This window comes from Streptomyces sp. NPDC006309, from assembly GCF_040613095.1.
Classification (GTDB): Bacteria; Actinomycetota; Actinomycetes; order Streptomycetales; family Streptomycetaceae; genus Streptomyces.
In genome coordinates this window covers 401,174-417,827 of sequence record NZ_JBEXRO010000002.1, presented here as the reverse complement: position 1 = coordinate 417,827, position 16,654 = coordinate 401,174, and the positions used below count along the sequence as shown (strand labels likewise).

Sequence of the window (16,654 nt, the reverse complement as noted above, 5' to 3'; positions counted from 1 at the left end):
GCTGAGGGAGGCCGACACACCAGTCCATCGCAGCCTGAACAGCAGCCCGGGCCCATCCCGGCCGCACCGCAGGCGACAGGCCGGGGCTCTCCCGAGCCGTGCGCAGTCCGGACCGTTCGGGTCCGGGACCGTCATCGAAGTGAAGGTAAGTGAGAACCATGGGTGTTCTGATCACCGTGCTGGCGCTGTGCGCCGTGGCCGGGCTGGTCCTGCTCGCCCTGAGCCTGCGCAACGTCCAGCAGTACGAGAAGGGCGTGGTGTTCCGCTTCGGGCGGCTGCTGCCGGACATCCGCGGGCCGGGCCTGCGTGTTATCCGGCCGATCGGGGACCGGATGCGGAAGGTGTCCGTACAGACCGAGGTCCTCGGTATCCCGCCGCAAGGGTCCATCACCGCCGACAACGTGACGCTCACCGTCGACGCGGTCGTCTACTTCAAGGTCATCGACCCCGTCAAGGCCCTGGTGAACGTGCGCAACTACCCCGCCGCCGTCTCCCAGATCGCCCAGACGTCGCTCCGCTCGGTCATCGGCAGGGCCGACCTGGACACGCTGCTCTCGGACCGCGACCACATCAACGCGGAGCTCAAAAAGGTGATGGACGCCCCCACCGAGGAGCCCTGGGGGCTGCGCATCGAACGTGTCGAGATCAAGGACATCGCGCTCCCGGAGTCGATGATGCGCTCGATGTCCAAGCAGGCCGAGGCCGAGCGGGAGCGCCGTGCCCGGGTCATCGCCGCCGACGGGGAGTTCCAGGCGTCCCAGCGGCTGACCGACGCCGCCGCCACCATGGCCGACACCCCCGGAGCACTGCAATTGCGTCTGCTGCAGACCGTGGTGGATGTGTCCGCCGAGAAGAACAGCACCCTCGTGATGCCGTTCCCCGTGGAGATGCTCCGCTTCTTCGAGCACCAGAGCAAGGACAGCGCCGGCGAGTCCGACGGGCGGCTCGTGCACCGGAGCACTCGGCGCGCCGCGCTCTCCGCAGGGGCCGTGATCCCCGAGTCCGCCACCCCCGCACCGGCCCCCGCACCGTCGGTCTCCCTGCCCGGGGAGCGGGCCGGCAACCGTGTGGAGGTGGCCCGGGAGCGGCGGGACGCCGAGGAGGCACTGAGCGGCTGATCGTTCCCGGCCGCCCGGGGTGACGTGATCGTCTCGGTGCGGGGCGATGCCGCTGACGGCCCCGGTGACAGCTGTCACCGGGGCCGCAGCGGTCCGGGGTGGCTGAAGCGGCCGGCCCGCCGTTGGATGCGATGCCGGAGGGTGCGGTGGCGTACCGGTGGAAGCGCGGCCCGCGCGTCGGCGCGGGCGTAGAAGACGTGCTTGGCACCCTCGATCAGCACCAGATAGAGCACGACCATCACGACCAGGGCGAGGACGAGTCGGAGCGGCAGCGACTGGAAACCGAGCGGCCCCGCGAGCGGGGACATCGGCAGCGCGGCACCGACGGAGACGACGCCGACGGCGCTGAACAGCAGGGGGCGGCTGGGCCGGCTGCGGTAGAACGGCACCCGGCGAGTACGGATGGCGAAGACGACCAGCGCCTGCGTGGCGAGGGATTCCACGAACCAGCCGGAGCGGAACAGTGCGGCGCCGGTGTGGAAGATCTCGATCATGACCGCGAAGGTGAGGAAGTCGAAGACGGAGCTGACGGGCCCGAAGAAGAGCATGAAGCGCCGGATGAAGGCGATGTCCCAGTGCGAGGGCGCGCGCAGTTGCTCCGGGTCGACGTGGTCGGTGGGGATGGTCAACTGCCCGGCGTCGTAGAGGAGGTTGTTGAGCAGGATTTGCGAGGGCAGCATCGGCAGGAAGGGCAGTACCAGGGAGGCTCCGGCCGCGCTGAACATGTTGCCGAAGTTGCTGGAGGTTCCCATCAGGACGTACTTGATGGTGTTGGCGAAGATCCGGCGGCCCTCGGCGACCCCGTCGGCGAGAACACCGAGGTCCTTCTCCAGGAGCAGGACGTCCGCTGCGTCCTTGGCCACGTCGGTCGCGGTGTCCACGGACAGCCCCACGTCGGCGGCGTGGAGGGCCAGCGCGTCGTTCACGCCGTCGCCCAGGAACCCGATGTCCCGGCCCCGGCGCCGCAGCGCCCGTACGACTCGCGCCTTGTCCTGGGGCGAGACTCGGGCGAAGACGGTGGTGGTTTCGGCCGCCCTGGTCAGCTGGTCGTCGTCCAGCTCCCCGATGTCCCGGCCGGTCAGGGCGCGGCCGGGCGGCAGGCCGAGGTCGGCGCAGACTTTCTGGGCGACGAGTGCGTTGTCGCCCGTACAGATCTTCACGGTGATGCCGAGGTCGGCGAGGCGGCGCAGTGAGGCGGCGGCACCGGTCTTGGGCGGGTCGAGAAAGACCAGGAAGCCGGCCAGGTGCAGCCGGTACTCGTCGGCGGCAGCGAGGGACGTCTGCCCGTCCGCGTCCCGGGTGGCCACGGCGACCACCCGGCTGCCCGCCGCGAAGTGCTCCTGGAGCACCGCGGCGGCCTCTTCCGCTACGTCACCGCAACGGGCCAGGACCGCCTCGGGCGCCCCCTTGGCGACGATCAGGTGACTGCCGTCCGGACGCTCGACGAGCGCGGAGCCGAGCTGCCGGTCGTGGTCGAAGGGCAGCAGCGCCAGCTGGTGGTGACCGCCAGGGGGCTTCCCGGCCGCGGCCTCCCACAGGGCGGTGTCCAGTGCGTTACCGCCCACCTGGTCGAGGTCGCCCTCGGTGGCAAGCAGCCCCAGGGCCAGCACCGAGTCGGAGGGTCTGCCGGCCGGGTCGAGGGCCGCCTCGAAACGGATGCGGCCCTCGGTGAGCGTGCCGGTTTTGTCGGTGACCAGGACATCCATGTCTCCCAGGTCCTCGATGCACACCAGCCGCTTGACGAGGACCTTGCGCCGGGCCAGCTGCCGTGAGCCGGTGGCCAGGCTCGTGCTCACCACGGCCGGCAGCAGCTGCGGGGTGATGCCCACCGCGATGGCCAGCGAGAAGAGCAGGGCGTCGAGCAACGGCCGGTGGAGCAGCAGGTTGATGACGAAGATCCCCGTGGTGAGCGCGGCGGCTACCTTGAGCAGCAACATGGAGAAGCGGCGCAGCCCCGCCTGGAAGTCGGTCTCCGGCTGCCGTTCGCCCAGCCCCAGCGCGATCCGCCCGAACTCGGCACGGCCCCCGGTGGCGACCACCACTCCGGTCGCGCTGCCCCCGTGCACGACCGTTCCCATCAGCGCGCAGGAGATCAGCTCGGCCAGTGCCGCCCCCGCGGCGACCCGCTCCGGGCTCTTGTCGGCGGGGGCGGACTCCCCGGTGAGGACGCTCTCGTCACAGGCGAACGCGGTGCACTCCAGCAGACGCAGGTCCGCGGGGACCACCTGCCCCAGAGCCAGCCGCACGACATCGCCCGGCACGAGGTCGGTCACGTCGACCTCGGTGGCCGCGCCGCCGCGGATCACAACGGCCGTGTGCCGCACCCGCGAGTGCAGGGCCTGTGCCGCCTTCTCCGCCCGGTACTCGTTGACGAAGCCCAGCGCTACGCTCAGCACCAGAATCCCCGCGATGATGATCGCGCCGGTCCGCTCGCCGAAGAAGTACGAGACCCCGGCCGTCACCGCCAGCAGGATCATCAGGGCGCTGCGCAGCTGTCGCCCGAGGACCGCCAGGACGCGGACGTGGTGGGTGCGCACGGCGTTCGGCCCGACGGCCGCGAGCCGCTCGGCCGCCTCACCCCCCGACAGGCCGTCCGGGCGGCTCGCGAGCGCAGCCAGCACGACCTTCGCGTCTTCGGCGGCGGCTTCCCCCACCCGCAGCTCCGGCGCACGGGTGGTCACTGAGACCAGGTCCATTCGGCGACCTCGGGCAGGTCCACCCCATGGGCGCGGATCCAGTCGTGATGGCGGTAGCGGACATCGACCATCCGCTGCCGCAGCGCCGCCGCGCGGACCGCGAGACCGGGCACCCGGTCGATGACGTCCATGACCAGCCGGTACCGATCGAGGTCGTTGCGTACCACCATGTCGAACGGGGTCGTGGTGGTGCCCTCCTCCTTGTAGCCGCGCACGTGCAGGTGCGCGTGATTGGCACGGCGGTAGGCGAGCCGGTGGATCAGCCACGGATAGCCGTGGTACGCGAAGACGACGGGCTTGTCGGGGGTGAACAGCGCGTCGTACTCGCTGTCGGGCATGCCGTGCGGGTGTTCCTCCGCGGGCAGCAGCCGGGCGATGTCCACGACGTTGACCACTCGTACCGCGAGGTCGGGCAGGTGAATGCGGAGCAGCGAGACGGCGGCCAGCACTTCGAGGGTGGGCACGTCGCCCGCGCAGGCGAGCACCACGTCGGGCTCGCCGGTGTCGGACTCGCTGCCGGCCCAGGCCCAGATCCCGGCGCCGCGGGCGCAGTGCGCGCGGGCGGCGTCGAGGTCGAGCCAGTCGAAGCAGGGCTGCTTGCCCGCGACGACGACGTTGACGTAGTCGCGGCTGCGCAGCACGTGATCCGCCACGGCCAGCAGGGCGTTGGCATCCGGCGGGTAGTAGACCCGCACGACCTCCGGCGACTTGTTGAGTACGTGGTCGACGAAACCGGGGTCTTGGTGCGAGAAGCCGTTGTTGTCCTGGCGCCACACGTGCGAGGTGAGCAAGTAGTTGAGGGAGGCGATCGGGCGGCGCCAGGGGAGCCGGCGCACGACGCGCAGCCACTTGATGTGCTGGTTCGCCATGGAGTCGACGATGTGGACGAAGGCCTCGTAGCAGGAGAACAGGCCATGCCGGCCGGTGAGGAGATAGCCCTCCAGCCAGCCCTGGCAGGTGTGTTCGGAGAGGATCTCCATCACCCGGCCACCGCGCTCCAGATGCTCGTCTGTGGGCAGCACCTGGGCCTCCCACGCCTTGCCGCTCGCCTCGTAGACGGCCTGGAGGCGGTTGGAGGCCGTTTCGTCCGGGCCGACCAGCCGGAAGTCGCGCCGCTCGCCGGTGTCGGCCATCACCCGCGCCAGCAGGTTGCCGAGGACGCGGGTCGGCTCATGCGCTGTCACGCCGGGCTTGTCGACGGGGACGGCGAACCGCTCCAGGGGTGGCAGGGGCAGGTCGTGCAGCAGCAGGCCACCGTTGGTGTGCGGGTTCGCGCCCAGGCGGTGTGCGCCGTCGGGAACACAGGCCATGACCTGTTCCCGGGGGCGTCCGTGCTCGTCGAACAGTTCTTCGGGCCGGTACGAGCGCAGCCATCGCTCCAATTGCCTCAGGTGGTCCGGGTTCTCGCGTACGGCCGACAGCGGCACCTGGTGCGCTCGCCAGGTGCCCTCCACCGGGAGGCCGTCGACCTCGGCGGGTCCGGTCCAGCCCTTCGGCGTGCGCAGCACGATCACCGGCCAGCGCGGACGTTCGGTGATGACGGACCCGGCGCGGGCGGCGTGCTGGCAGGCGGCGATACGGTCCAGAGCCTCGTCCATGGCGCGAGCCATCGTCTGGTGGACGGTGTGGGAGTCGTCCCCGGTGACATGGAGGGGCTCGTGGCCGTATCCCCTGAGCAGGGAGTCGAGTTCGGGCTCCGGTATCCGGGCAAGGACCGCCGGATTGGCGATCTTGTAGCCGTTGAGGTGCAGGATCGGCAGGACGGCACCGTCCCGTACCGGGTCGAGAAACTTGTTCGAGTGCCAGGAGGCGGCCAGCGGGCCCGTCTCGGCCTCACCGTCGCCGATCACGCATGCCACCAGGAGCCCCGGGTTGTCGAACGCGGCCCCGTAGGCGTGCGAGAGGGCGTAGCCCAGCTCGCCGCCCTCGTGGATCGATCCCGGGGTCTCGGGTGCGACATGACTGGGGATGCCACCCGGGAAGGAGAACTGCCGGAAGAGGCGAGCCATGCCGGCCGTGTCCCGCGTGACGTCCGGGTAGGTCTCGGTGTAGCTGCCCTCCAGCCAGGAGTTCGCCACCACGGCGGGTCCGCCGTGACCGGGCCCCCAGACACAGATGGCGTCCAGGTTCCTCGCCTTGACGACCCGGTTGAGGTGGGTGTGAACCAGGTTCAGGCCCGGTGAGGTGCCCCAGTGCCCCAGCAGTCGCGGCTTGACGTGCTCAGGCGCCAACGGCTCGGTCAGCAGCGGGTTGGACATGAGGTAGATCTGCCCGACGGCCAGATAGTTCGCCGCCCGCCAGTGGGCGTCCAGCGCGCTCAGCTCCTCCTCGGTGAGGCGATCTGGACAGGCGCGGGTGCCGGACGTGTCGAGGGAGGTGGCCGGAGGGGGACCGAGTGGCATGACGAACCCTTCTTGCAGGGGTCTGATCAGGGAGTCCCGGGGCTGAGACCAGGGAGGTGTTCGGTTTCGTGGATGAGGGCACGGGCGACATCCGCCAGGCGGCGGTTGTGGGCGCGGGCGTAGGCGCGCAGCGTCGTGAAAGCCCGTTCCATGTCCGTGTGGCGGCGTTCGGCGAGCTTTCCCTTGGCCTGTTCGATCAGGACGCGGCTGTTGAGCGCTGTCTGCAGCTGTTCGTTGAGGAGTGTGCTGCGCTCGGTGGTGCGTTGTTGCAGCAAGCTGATGGTGGCGACGTCGGCCAACGCCTGCGCGAAGGGGGTGGCAGCGGTGCTGATGGGCGTCGAGGCGGTGTGGAAGAGGTTGAGGGCGCCAACGACCTCGTCGCGCAGGCGCATGGGCAGTGCCTGGACGGCGGTGAAGCCGATGCGCTCGGCCTGGGCGGTGAACAGGGGCCAGCGCGCGGCCTCGTCGCGCAGGTCGGGAACGGAGACGGCCATCCCGGTGTGGAAGCAGTCCAGGCAAGGGCCTTCGTGGTTCTGGAGCTGGAACAGTTCAAGAAGGTGCACCCGTTCGTCGGAGGTGGCCATGACGCGCAGCACTCCGTCGCGGTCGGCGAGCAGGACGCCCGCCGCACTCGCGTCGAGCAGATCGACGCAACGGTCGGTGAGCAGGCGCAGGAAGTCCACGAGGTCGAAGTCGGCGACGAGACTGTCCGCCAGCTCGACGAACGTCCGGGCCATCAGCTGTTCCTTCATCGTGCACACCTTCGCTTGTGGGGCGTGAGCATCAGGGCTGCTCATCGGGCGGTCGCGCATGCGGCGGTTACGTGTCGGAGGGACGCACATCCGGTGGTTCCAAGTCGGACGGTGTCGTCTCCGGGGGAAGCGGAGCCGGTGGGCAGTCACGTCGGCGACCACCGAGATCCGTGTTCCCCGGGCGTACGCGTGGGCGCGCAGCCGGATGAATGCCCCGTCGACGCGACGCCGAGTTGGACCATGAGGACGCCGGTGGCCTGGCCGATCTCGGCCCGGTGACCGCCCAGGTCGTCGAAGGGCGCGGCGTCCGGCCGGTCCGTGCCGGATACGCTGGTGCTGGACGCGCCGGTGTCGGACGGAACACCCGTCTCGCTGATCCGGGCGTCGAGCAGAAGCAACGTGGCGGTGTCGGCCAAGGCCATCGCGTCGGCCACCTCGTCCGCGTCCAGCTCGACCGAGCTGCTGGAGTACAGATCGAGCATGCCGGAGCTGATGACCCCTAGGCCGTGTCGTCGAACTCCCGTCGTTCTCCCGGAGGGCGGGCCCTGCGGCGTCAGCTGCGTGCGCTCGGCGTGCCGGGTCCTGACTCTCGTACTGGACGTACTCGGGTCGGGGCCCGGTGCGGCGAGAGTGCGTGCATGGCGTCGTGGAGCAGGCGGGAGTCTGACGACACGGCCTAGCGGTAGGGGGAAGGCGAAGACCGCCCTGGCTCCGGCTTCCAGGGCCGAGTCGGCGAACACTGTCCAGTGCTGCTGGAGTGCACCGGTCAACAGGTCGGGGCAGAGGACCGTGGAGCCGCGGACAAAGGCATCCACGCACGACCCCTCGCCCAGTGTGAGCTGGAGTTCTTCCAGCTGGTGACTGACGGAGTCGGTGCTGCACAGCGGATGACTCGCGCGGGCGCGGGACACCGCGGATACCCCGGCCCCGCCGACCGGCAGCGCCGCCACCGCCGCCGTACACACGTCGAGCAGGCCGACCCCGGCGCCGCGGAGGACCGCCTGCTCGGCCACGAGAGCCTGGAGTCGCGCCGACGGGCTGTCGGCGATCATGGTGACCACCGGGTCCAGTGGTGGCGATCAGCCCGCCCGTCCTCGGCGCCGTAGGCACCCTCGAGGAGAAGATCAACGCCAGGGTGCCGGCGGCCGGCGCGCGGACGTTCTTGACATCCTTCCAGCGCCAGAAGCGGAGGGAGGCCACGATCACCATGAACGAATCCGGGCAACTGTACGGGCGACGGCGAGTCGCTCCGGACAGATCTCCGGGCTCTGCGCGCGTGCCTCTTCGCCGAACGCCGCGGCACGGGTCTCCACCGCAGAGCGAGATCCCCCCGGGAACCGGCGGCCTGGCAGCGGCTGAGCCGCTGCCAGAACATCTCTTCAACGGCGGGCTGCTCGCGACCATCACCGCTCCACGGCTGACCGCGGGCCAGCGGGGTGCTTCACGGCGTACCCCGACCCGCAACGGGCGGCGAGAGCGAGGCGAGGGGACGCGAGCCCTGCCGACGGATGAACAGCCGCAGACTAAGCATGACACCTTCGTTTCAGCCGTTCAGATGTTCTCGGGACCGCTACCGGGCACCGGACGCGATGCGCTGGGCTTCGTACCCGGCGGGGTGCGACCGAGGTCGGGGTGTAGGAGTGCATGCGTGCGTCACCAGGCCGGGGTTCCGCACTCCGGGGCTCGGCGCCCGACAGGATCTCCTCGAAGATGCGAAGGGGCGGGACGAGAATCCGCTCCAGTGGCATCGTGGTCATCAAGCCGTGCGTCCACCGGGGTCCTGGGCGTCCGCTCACCAGCATAGTCCCCGGCCCTTCGCCGCGGTGGGTCCGAACGGGCCGAGATCTGACGACGGGCGGTTGCGAGACGGCGTCGCAGAAATGCGGGGCCGAGCCAGGTCTCAACTTCTGGCCCGGGTAGAGGTCCGGGCAGGGCGCCTGCCGGGCAGCCTCCCGGTAGCGCCCTGTTCCCCGGCGTGGGCACACCCAATGCATCCGCGGGAGCCGGCGCTCGCGATATGCGACCGTTCGTCGGAGCTGGTCGACGGAACAGCGCACCTAGGATTTTTCGAAGGGGCCAGGCGGTCGCCTGGCCCCTTCATTGAACTGTACGTCAGTTGCGGAAGCCGTCCTGGGTGATGTAGGTGCCGGTAGGCGGGGTGACTGCGGTCCGGTTGGGGCCGCTTTCCCACACGACGGGGGCGTTGAGGGCCTTGACGATGTACTTGTACTCCACGCGGGTGTTGGCGGGCAGCACGACGGTGGCCGACCAGGTGGGGTAGGAAGCCGAGGAGAGCGGCACCGCATTGTCCGGGTTCCACGAGCCGAGTTCGGGTCGGTTGCCGGTGACATAGACCTGCTGGCCCCACCGGGTGTACGTGGTGACGTTGAACGTCGCCACGACGGAGCTGTCACTCGCCCGTGCGGCCGGCGCGGCTGACGCCGACGGAGCCACGAGCAACCCGAAGAGCAGGGCGCACACGCCTGCCAGACCCAGGCGCAGGCGGGTTTGCGGACGGCTGTGATCCATGAGGAACGTCCTTCCATCTGACGGCGGAATGGTCGGGCCAGGGCCCTGGCGAACGCCATCTTTGTGCCTTCCACAGATTACGCAAGGGCTTGTAACTCTTTTCAGACTTGGCGGGATGATAATCAATCAGTCCTGTTCAGTCCGCTGCAAGGCTTGCAGGATCTCCATGCGGGCCACCACTTCGGACGACCTGCCGCACCTCTCAACCGGTGCATTTATCCGTGATGGGCCGGTCAGCCGGAGTGACCATCCAGACCGCCCTTGCGGCGCCGTTTGACTCACCGTTGTCCTGATTTACACGCGACGAGCGGACAGTAGCGGGCCCGGGCGGCGATCCGACCGACGAGCGGCACGTCGACCGGCGTCTTGGCCTGCTCCCCAGATCGAGGTGACCTTCACCCGGCACCCGAGCGGCCCCGGCCCGGCACCCGAGCGGCCCCGGCCCGGCACCCGAGCGGCCCCGGCCCGGCACCCGAGCGGCCCCGGCCCGGCACCCGGCCGCGGGCTTCTTCCTGGCGGCGAATTGGTCGGCCTCGATCCGGTCGGCGTGCGGGCGCCGGCCTCTGGGCGCCCGGGGGGGGGCTACAGCGCGGTCGGAGGGTGACGCTCATATCGCCCTCGGCGCGATGTTCCTCGCGGCATTCGTCGTGGTGGACCCGTCAACCACAAGATCCACCGCGACGCCGCAAGCCCCTCTCGGCTGACGCTGCCGTTCACGAAGACGGAGACCGGCGCAGTGGCTCCTGACGAGGCCGAGGCCGTGGCTCCTGACGAGGCCGAGGCCGACCAGGGGACCCTCGTACCGTCGGCGGCCGGCTTCGCCTCTTCGCCCTGCCGGCGCCGGACCTTCGCGCTCCCGGGCGCGTCGTCCCGGGCCGTCGGCCGAGCAGCGGTCGGTCATGCCGGACTCCTGCGGTCGGCCGACCGGTCCGTGCCGGACCGACCGCTGTGTTCGCCGGGGCGGCCCGACGATCGCCGACCCGTCCATCGCCGCGTGCGGAGTCGGCGGTGTTCCGTTCCGGTCGCCTTCGGGCCCGGCCACCCACCGCCTGCGGACCTCGACAGCCCGCTAGCCCGGGGGCAGCACCCATCCCGGCGCGGAACGGCTCGCTGCGGCCCTCCGCCATGCACCACCCCGGCCCGCCCGCGTGGTGCCGAGGAGACGCCGAGTCACTAGGCTCGTCATCGTGTCCATCATGTGCGTGATGTCGGCTCCCCTGATCCCCGCCGGACTCACGCTCGCGACGCGCTATCTCGACCTTGCCGGTGTCTTCTCGTGCGCACTGCTGGGGGGCGCTGTGGCCCGCACGGCCGGCCTGGACCTGTTCGGCTTCCTGGCGGTGGGCATCATCTCTGGTCTGGGCGGAGGCATGATCAGGGACGTGCTGCTTCAGCACGGCACACCGGTCGCGCTGACGGACTACGCCTACCTGTCGACCGCCATCGCCGGTTCCGTGGTGGTCTTTCTCATCAAGATCAGCGAGGCGTCCTGGGCCCGGCTCTTCACCGTCCTCGACGCCGCCGTCCTCGGGTTGTGGGCGGTCACCGGGGTCAACAAGACGCTCGCCGTGGGGCTGGGGTGGCTTCCGGCGGTCCTCCTGGGTGCCGTGACCGCCGTCGGCGGCGGCGCCCTGCGCGATGTCGTCCTCGGCCGGGTGCCGGCTGTCTTCGGGGGCAACGGTCTGTACGCCACCGTCGCCATCGCGGTCGCCGGAGTCACGGTGATCTGCGTGTACCTCGGTGTGCCGACGGTCGGCGCCGGCCTGGGCATCACCCTGGCCCTGGTCTTCCGGCTCACTGCCGTGCGGCTCGGCTGGAATCTGCCGAACAGCCTGGACTGGCAACCCCGGTCCGTGACGGCCGCGACGCTGCGGCACGGCGCCGGCACCGCCGCCCGGAACGGCAAGGAAGAGCAGCCCCACCCGCGCAAGGAGACGTCGTGACCGACCGAAACCGTGCAGTGCTGTCCGGCCTCGCCGGTATCCGCTCCGATCTGGAGGACCTTTACCGGGATCTGCACAGGCATCCCGAACTCGGCCTGCGGGAGCACCGCACGGCGAAGAGGGTGTCCGACGCCCTGCGGGATCTCGGGTACGAGGTCACCGACGGCATCGGTGGCACGGGTGTGACCGGCGTGCTGGCCAACGGCGACGGACCCACCGTCATGGCCCGTGCGGACATGGACGCCCTCCCGGTACGCGAGCAGACCGGGCTGCCCTACGCCTCCACCGTGACCCTGACCGGTCCGGACGGCACCGAGCAGCCGGTCATGCACGCCTGCGGACACGATGTGCACGTGACCGCTCTGCTCGGCTGCGCACAGCTGATGAGTCAGGCCAAGGACGCCTGGCGCGGTACCTTCGTGGCGCTCTTCCAGCCCTCGGAGGAGAACGGCGACGGCGCCCACGCCATGATCGGCGACGGTCTCACGGCAAGGGTGCCCCAGCCTGACGTGGTACTCGCCCAGCACGTCCTGCCCTATCCGGCCGGCTACGTCGGCACCCGTCCGGGGTCCTTCCTGTCGGCCGCGGACAGCCTGCGCATCACCGTCCACGGTCGAGGGGCCCACGGCTCCATGCCCCAGGCCGCGGTCGACCCCGTGGTGATGGCCGCCATGATCGTCGTGCGCCTCCAGACCATCGTCTCCCGGGAACTCGCCGCCATCACCCCCGCCGTCGTCACCGTAGGCAGCATCCACGCCGGCACGGGCCCGAACGTCATCCCCGACAGCGCCGTCATCGAGCTCAACATCCGCACCTACGACCAAGTCACGCGCAGCCAGGTCCTGAAGGCCATCGAGCGCATCGTCCGGACCGAGAGCGAGGCGTCCGGGGCGCCGAAGGCACCCGAGATCGAGCGAACGGCCGCCTTCCCGCCCACCGTCAACGACGAGGAGACGACCCGGCGCGTCGCCGAGGCGTTCGCGGCCCACTTCGGCGACGACGCACACACCATCGACCCGCAGACCGCCAGCGAGGACATGAGCGAGATCCCCCAAGCGTTCGGCGCGCCGTTCACCTATTGGGGCATCGGGGGCATCGACGCCGAGCTGTATGCCGAGGCCGCCAAGAAGGGCACCATCGCCCAGGACGTCCCGGTCAACCACAGCCCCGCTTTCGCCCCCGTCGTCCAACCGACCCTGGACACCGGCGTCAGCGCCATGACGGTGGCCGCCCTCGCCTGGCTCGGCAGCTGAGGTGAACCCGGCATCTCCATCGAGCCGTGGCTGAGGCGACCGCGACCTGGCAGCGCGCCGGCGCCGGGACCTCGGAAGGCGGTGCCCAGAGGCCGGCTCGCGGGTGCTGGCTGCGATTGGGGAGCGGCATGCGCCCGTGACGAGAGTCGGGGATGGGGAGCTGGTCCGGCGGCGGCGGTGCGGCAGGCAGGCGCTGCCCGGCGTGAGCGGGAACCGGTGGGCGGGCTCGTCGCGCGGGACGGGCGGGTCGAGGCGGCGCGGGAACTCGAGGTGGCCCGGCGCCGCAGGGGCGCGGTTCGTGTGCCTCCGGGACGGCGGGTGCCCCGCCAGCTCGCCGATCTCGGTGACGGGCGGTTCCTCGGTTTGTGGGCACGGGGCTGACCGAACCTGCGGATGGGGGCGCTCCACTCCGCGGCCGTGGCAGTGGCCGTGGTCGGCGCCCGCGCCCCGACCCAGTACGGCACCCACACGACGGCAACCCTCGCCGCCGACCTCGCCGAGCGCGGATCCGTCGTCGTCTCGGGCGGGGCCTACGGCGTCGACGGCGCCGCCCACCGAGGCGCCCTCGCCACCCGCAGTGCCAGCGTCGCAGTCCTGGCCTGCGGGGGCGACCGACCCTATCCGCGCGGCCTCGCCGCACTGATCGTCTGCATCGCGGAACAGGGCTGGTGGTGGGTGAATTGCTGTCCGGCGATCACCCCACAGCCAGCCGGTTCATCCTCCGCTACCGCGTGATCGCCGTACGGACCAGGGGAGGGGCACCACCGTCATCGTGGAGGCCGCCCGCCGCAGCGGCTCCCCGGCCACCGCGCGGGCCGCGCAGCGCCTCGGCCGGTCCACGATGGGCGTACCCACAGCTCGCCCCGGGGTGTCGCTCCGGCCCCGATCCGGGTCCACCGGCCATCGCCGCGTGACGTTCCCTTCGCGGAGGACGAGGCCACGGGCGGTATCTCCCTTGTCCATCCGGCGAGGGTGAGGTTGTGCAGGCGAGCGATGCCGCGCATCGCGTGGTGGACTCCGTCGCCCTTCAATCGGCAATGGCGTCAGACCCGTGCCCCTCTAGCCGCCATCGGCGACCACAGGGGTGCGGCCGATGGCGGCTTTGGCGTCGAACGGTTCCCGTGACTTGTGGTCAATACGGTTGCCGGGCAGGCGCTGATCGACCGGCGGGCGGAGCTACACCGCATTAGCTGAATCTACTCTAGTAACTTTCAACGATTTCAAAAGATTTATGTAGAGGCTATTGAACCGAGCGCCTTTGTCCATATAAGCAGCACCGACTGTTACGCCCTCCCGGAGGAACGCAACGAGCACTCCCTGGTCCAGCTGATCCAGATCTCCACAGACAATCTCCATGGAATCTGCCATCTTCGGGTTGCCGGCAATCTGGATGCGTAGTCCGAATATTTCGGTAGCTATGCTGGGGAAGTATCCAATTTGGGAGATTCTTGCATCATAACCCAAAGATGATGCCAAAGACCTACCCGCGAGATCGCCAGTGTCAATCGCGTTCTTCCAGAACTCCATACGCGTGAGGTTTCCCGCCATCCACGGGTCAGGGTAACAAGCGATATCCCCGGCCGCGAACACGTCCTCACACTCTGACACGCGCATGTATTCGTCGACGCGCACCCCATCAGACAGATCTAGGGCATTCCCATGTAGCCATTCTACGTTGGGAACACTTCCGATCGCTTCAATAAACAGAGATCGATCTGATGAGGACCTCGGATTCAAGGCTTTTGCGCCGCTCACATCTCTTGAAGACCCAACAGCGCGATCGCAAAGCAGTGCCCTTGCAGAATCGCCTGTCAGAAGCGTAACGCCGTTCTGAACGATCCAACGCCCAAGCGCGCTTGAGACGTGCTCACCCAAAATACTTTCGAATGGCCCGCGTCGTAGCGCTTCCAGCATAAGAACTTCGCAACCGTACCCTTTAGCCAGCGAAGCAAGCTCACAAGCAACGAATCCGGCACCTACTATCGTAACTTTCTTACTTGTCTGGAGTTGATCATGAATGTATCGTGCATCGTTCAAATCGCGCAGGGTTCTATGCGCGTGAAACTCGCACTCCCTGTTGCCCGGGACCGAGGTACGCGGGCGCACGCCCGCAGCGATCACTAGACGATCATATCCAAATGTCTCACCTGTACTCAGATGCAGGACCTTGTTACGCAGGTCTGCCGTTTCGACCCTAGTGCCGAGCTGCCAGGTCAGAGCGTTATTTTCGGCTCCGTTGACCTTCAAATCTTCGGCGATAGTCGTTTCAAGGGCATCCGATGGCGGATACCGTTTCTTCGTTAGGCCCGGCCGATTGTAAGTGCGGTGAGTCTCGTCTCCGAAAATGACGATCCTGGCGTCGACTTCACATTTGAGTATCGCGTTGGCCGCTCGCAAACCAGCGACGCCGGAACCGACTATTCCGATAAGCGGCTCTCCGTTAGCCATTGACGGCATCACTACTCAAAAGGATTGCTTGCAGAGGGCAAGAGTCGATAGCGTCCTCGATATCGTTGATATTTTCTTCATCGAACGTTTCTTGATATTGGAGATCCCCATTGGTGTCGAGTTCGAAGTTGGTCGGAGCTGAAATCGCGCACTGTCCATGGTTCTGGCACTTGATCCTGTCAACAACAATCTTCATATGCCCTGGTCTCTCATCGCTCGTTACTTTCGCTGGTGCATTCTCCAGCAATCACGATGCTATGAGCTTCCGTGCGGCGAAGGAAGAAGTGACGGGTGGCCTGAATCGGTCCTGGCCTGTTCAGGCCCGTAGCGGATTCCGTACCCGAGCATTGAGTTGTCGGCGATCGGGATATTCTCCGCGCCGAGTGGTTCGAGCTCTGGAAGTCGCAGGCCAGCGACCATGCCGCCCGCTCGGCGGGGCCGCTCCGATGGGGGTCTTCGCAGCCCTGGGGGCGGAGACTCCGCTGCCGCATCCGCCCCGCTTGTGTTGGCCCGCCGGTCGACCGCGACGGTCGGCCCGGACCGCCACACCGAAGGCGGGCCGCGTCCTCTACTCGGTGCCCCACCACACCACGCCAACGTCCGGCTGCACCCGACGATGGTGGAGTGGAAGGTACTGCCTCACGAATTCTCCGAGTCGACACAGAACCATCTGTAGAGGTTCTGTCATCCTTGCGCCTCACGAAGCAACCGGCTAAGATGGTTCGATGGCTGTCGTCTATTTCCCCGAGTTCCGTCTGGGCAAGGTGCTAGCGACTAGCTTCACGGCGACCTTGTCGGAGCGCTGCGGCGAGGCACTGGAGCGCATTCCCGTGCCATCCCGGCTCGTGGACTGGTTGGCGGTCAATGGGCTCGCGGTCGACTCCTGCACCCAGTCCCAGCTCGACCACGCTCGAGAACTACGGGAATCGATTCACGCAGCTGCTACCGCCGTCGCAAACCAGGACCCGCTTCCCTCTTCGGCTATCCAAGTCATCAATGACTGTAGTACTCGCGGTCTGGCCTCGGCCATCCTGACGGCCGAGGGCAGCCGCGAGTGGCGGCTGAGTTCTGCTTCTGTAGAAGACGCGCTCAGCGTGATCGCCGCCGATGCGATCAGTCTCCTTGCGGGAGAACGAGAAGGAAAGATTTCCTTGTGCGCATCCCCGACGTGCCGAGCCGCGTTCTTCGACACCAGCCGAGGCTGCACCCGCAGATGGTGCGACATGAATACCTGTGGGAACCGTGAGAAAAAGGCACGCTTCCTCGCCAACAAGCGCAAAACCTCAAGCCTTGCCGGCTGACCACCATCCCTTGTCTGCCGCGACTTCTGCGGCGAGGACACCACGATCGTCTTCGGCCGGGTCAATGCTCTCCACCAGGCCGGCACAGGACTGGCGGCACTGCTGGCCGGAGCGGCCCGCGACACGGCCGCCACCTACACCTCCGTGCGGTTCGCGATCGCTGGTCCTTGTGATTTCGCGGCGGCGCTCTCCATAGTATTCAGACTGCCGCG

At 68.6% G+C, this 16,654-nt stretch carries 11 protein-coding genes and 2 pseudogenes; 5 read left to right on the top strand and 8 right to left on the bottom strand.

The window, feature by feature from the left end; genetic code table 11:
• Nucleotides 1-158: 158 nt before the first annotated feature.
• Nucleotides 159-1,118, top strand: a complete 960-nt coding sequence (locus tag ABZ117_RS04335) for a slipin family protein (RefSeq protein ID WP_356817232.1) — start codon at nt 159-161, stop codon at nt 1,116-1,118.
• 74 nt (nt 1,119-1,192) lie between these two features.
• On the opposite strand, the gene mgtA is transcribed toward ABZ117_RS04335, so the two are convergent.
• The 5 genes from mgtA to ABZ117_RS04310 all read right to left on the bottom strand — a co-directional run bounded on the left by mgtA (nt 1,193) and on the right by ABZ117_RS04310 (nt 9,497).
• Entirely contained in the window at nt 1,193-3,814 is a 2,622-nt protein-coding gene (mgtA, locus tag ABZ117_RS04330) for a magnesium-translocating P-type ATPase (RefSeq protein ID WP_356817230.1), read from the bottom strand.
• A complete protein-coding gene (locus tag ABZ117_RS04325; protein WP_356817228.1) occupies nt 3,796-6,216 on the bottom strand; it encodes a phosphoketolase family protein in 2,421 nt (806 codons plus the stop codon). The genes mgtA and ABZ117_RS04325 overlap by 19 nt, the downstream gene beginning before the upstream one ends.
• A 26-nt stretch (nt 6,217-6,242) precedes the next feature.
• On the bottom strand, nt 6,243-6,968 hold the full coding sequence (locus tag ABZ117_RS04320) for a GAF and ANTAR domain-containing protein (RefSeq protein ID WP_356817227.1): 726 nt from the start codon (nt 6,966-6,968) through the stop codon (nt 6,243-6,245).
• Nucleotides 6,969-7,114: 146 nt separating this feature from the next.
• A complete protein-coding gene (locus tag ABZ117_RS04315; RefSeq protein ID WP_356817225.1) occupies nt 7,115-7,450 on the bottom strand; it encodes a hypothetical protein in 336 nt (111 codons plus the stop codon).
• Nucleotides 7,451-9,080: 1,630 nt separating this feature from the next.
• A complete protein-coding gene (locus ABZ117_RS04310) occupies nt 9,081-9,497 on the bottom strand; it encodes a CBM20 domain-containing protein (protein ID WP_356817223.1) in 417 nt (138 codons plus the stop codon).
• 1,205 nt (nt 9,498-10,702) lie between these two features.
• Between ABZ117_RS04310 and ABZ117_RS04305 the strand changes: the two genes are divergently transcribed.
• The 3 genes and pseudogenes from ABZ117_RS04305 to ABZ117_RS04295 all read left to right on the top strand — a co-directional run bounded on the left by ABZ117_RS04305 (nt 10,703) and on the right by ABZ117_RS04295 (nt 13,669).
• Complete coding sequence (locus ABZ117_RS04305) at nt 10,703-11,440, top strand: trimeric intracellular cation channel family protein (protein WP_356817221.1); 738 nt, start codon at nt 10,703-10,705, stop codon at nt 11,438-11,440.
• Nucleotides 11,437-12,693, top strand: a complete 1,257-nt coding sequence (locus ABZ117_RS04300; protein WP_356817220.1) for a M20 family metallopeptidase — start codon at nt 11,437-11,439, stop codon at nt 12,691-12,693. Before ABZ117_RS04305 ends, ABZ117_RS04300 begins: the two co-directional genes overlap by 4 nt.
• A 136-nt stretch (nt 12,694-12,829) precedes the next feature.
• Nucleotides 12,830-13,669 (top strand): annotated as a pseudogene (locus tag ABZ117_RS04295) (DNA-processing protein DprA).
• Here ABZ117_RS04295 and ABZ117_RS04290 read toward each other — a convergent pair.
• The 3 genes and pseudogenes from ABZ117_RS04290 to ABZ117_RS04280 form a co-directional block, all read right to left on the bottom strand.
• Nucleotides 13,656-13,857: pseudogene (locus ABZ117_RS04290) on the bottom strand (IS5/IS1182 family transposase); the annotation flags it as partial. The pseudogenes ABZ117_RS04295 and ABZ117_RS04290 sit on opposite strands and share 14 nt — an antisense overlap.
• A 12-nt stretch (nt 13,858-13,869) precedes the next feature.
• Nucleotides 13,870-15,141 (bottom strand): NAD(P)/FAD-dependent oxidoreductase, encoded by a 1,272-nt coding sequence (locus tag ABZ117_RS04285; protein WP_356817218.1) that lies wholly within the window; start codon nt 15,139-15,141, stop codon nt 13,870-13,872.
• Entirely contained in the window at nt 15,134-15,337 is a 204-nt protein-coding gene (locus tag ABZ117_RS04280; protein ID WP_356817403.1) for a ferredoxin, read from the bottom strand. The genes ABZ117_RS04285 and ABZ117_RS04280 overlap by 8 nt, the downstream gene beginning before the upstream one ends.
• A 529-nt stretch (nt 15,338-15,866) precedes the next feature.
• On the opposite strand from ABZ117_RS04280, the gene ABZ117_RS04275 reads away from it, so the two are divergent.
• Nucleotides 15,867-16,442, top strand: a complete 576-nt coding sequence (locus tag ABZ117_RS04275) for a CGNR zinc finger domain-containing protein (protein WP_356817216.1) — start codon at nt 15,867-15,869, stop codon at nt 16,440-16,442.
• The last annotated feature ends 212 nt before the right edge of the window (nt 16,443-16,654 follow it).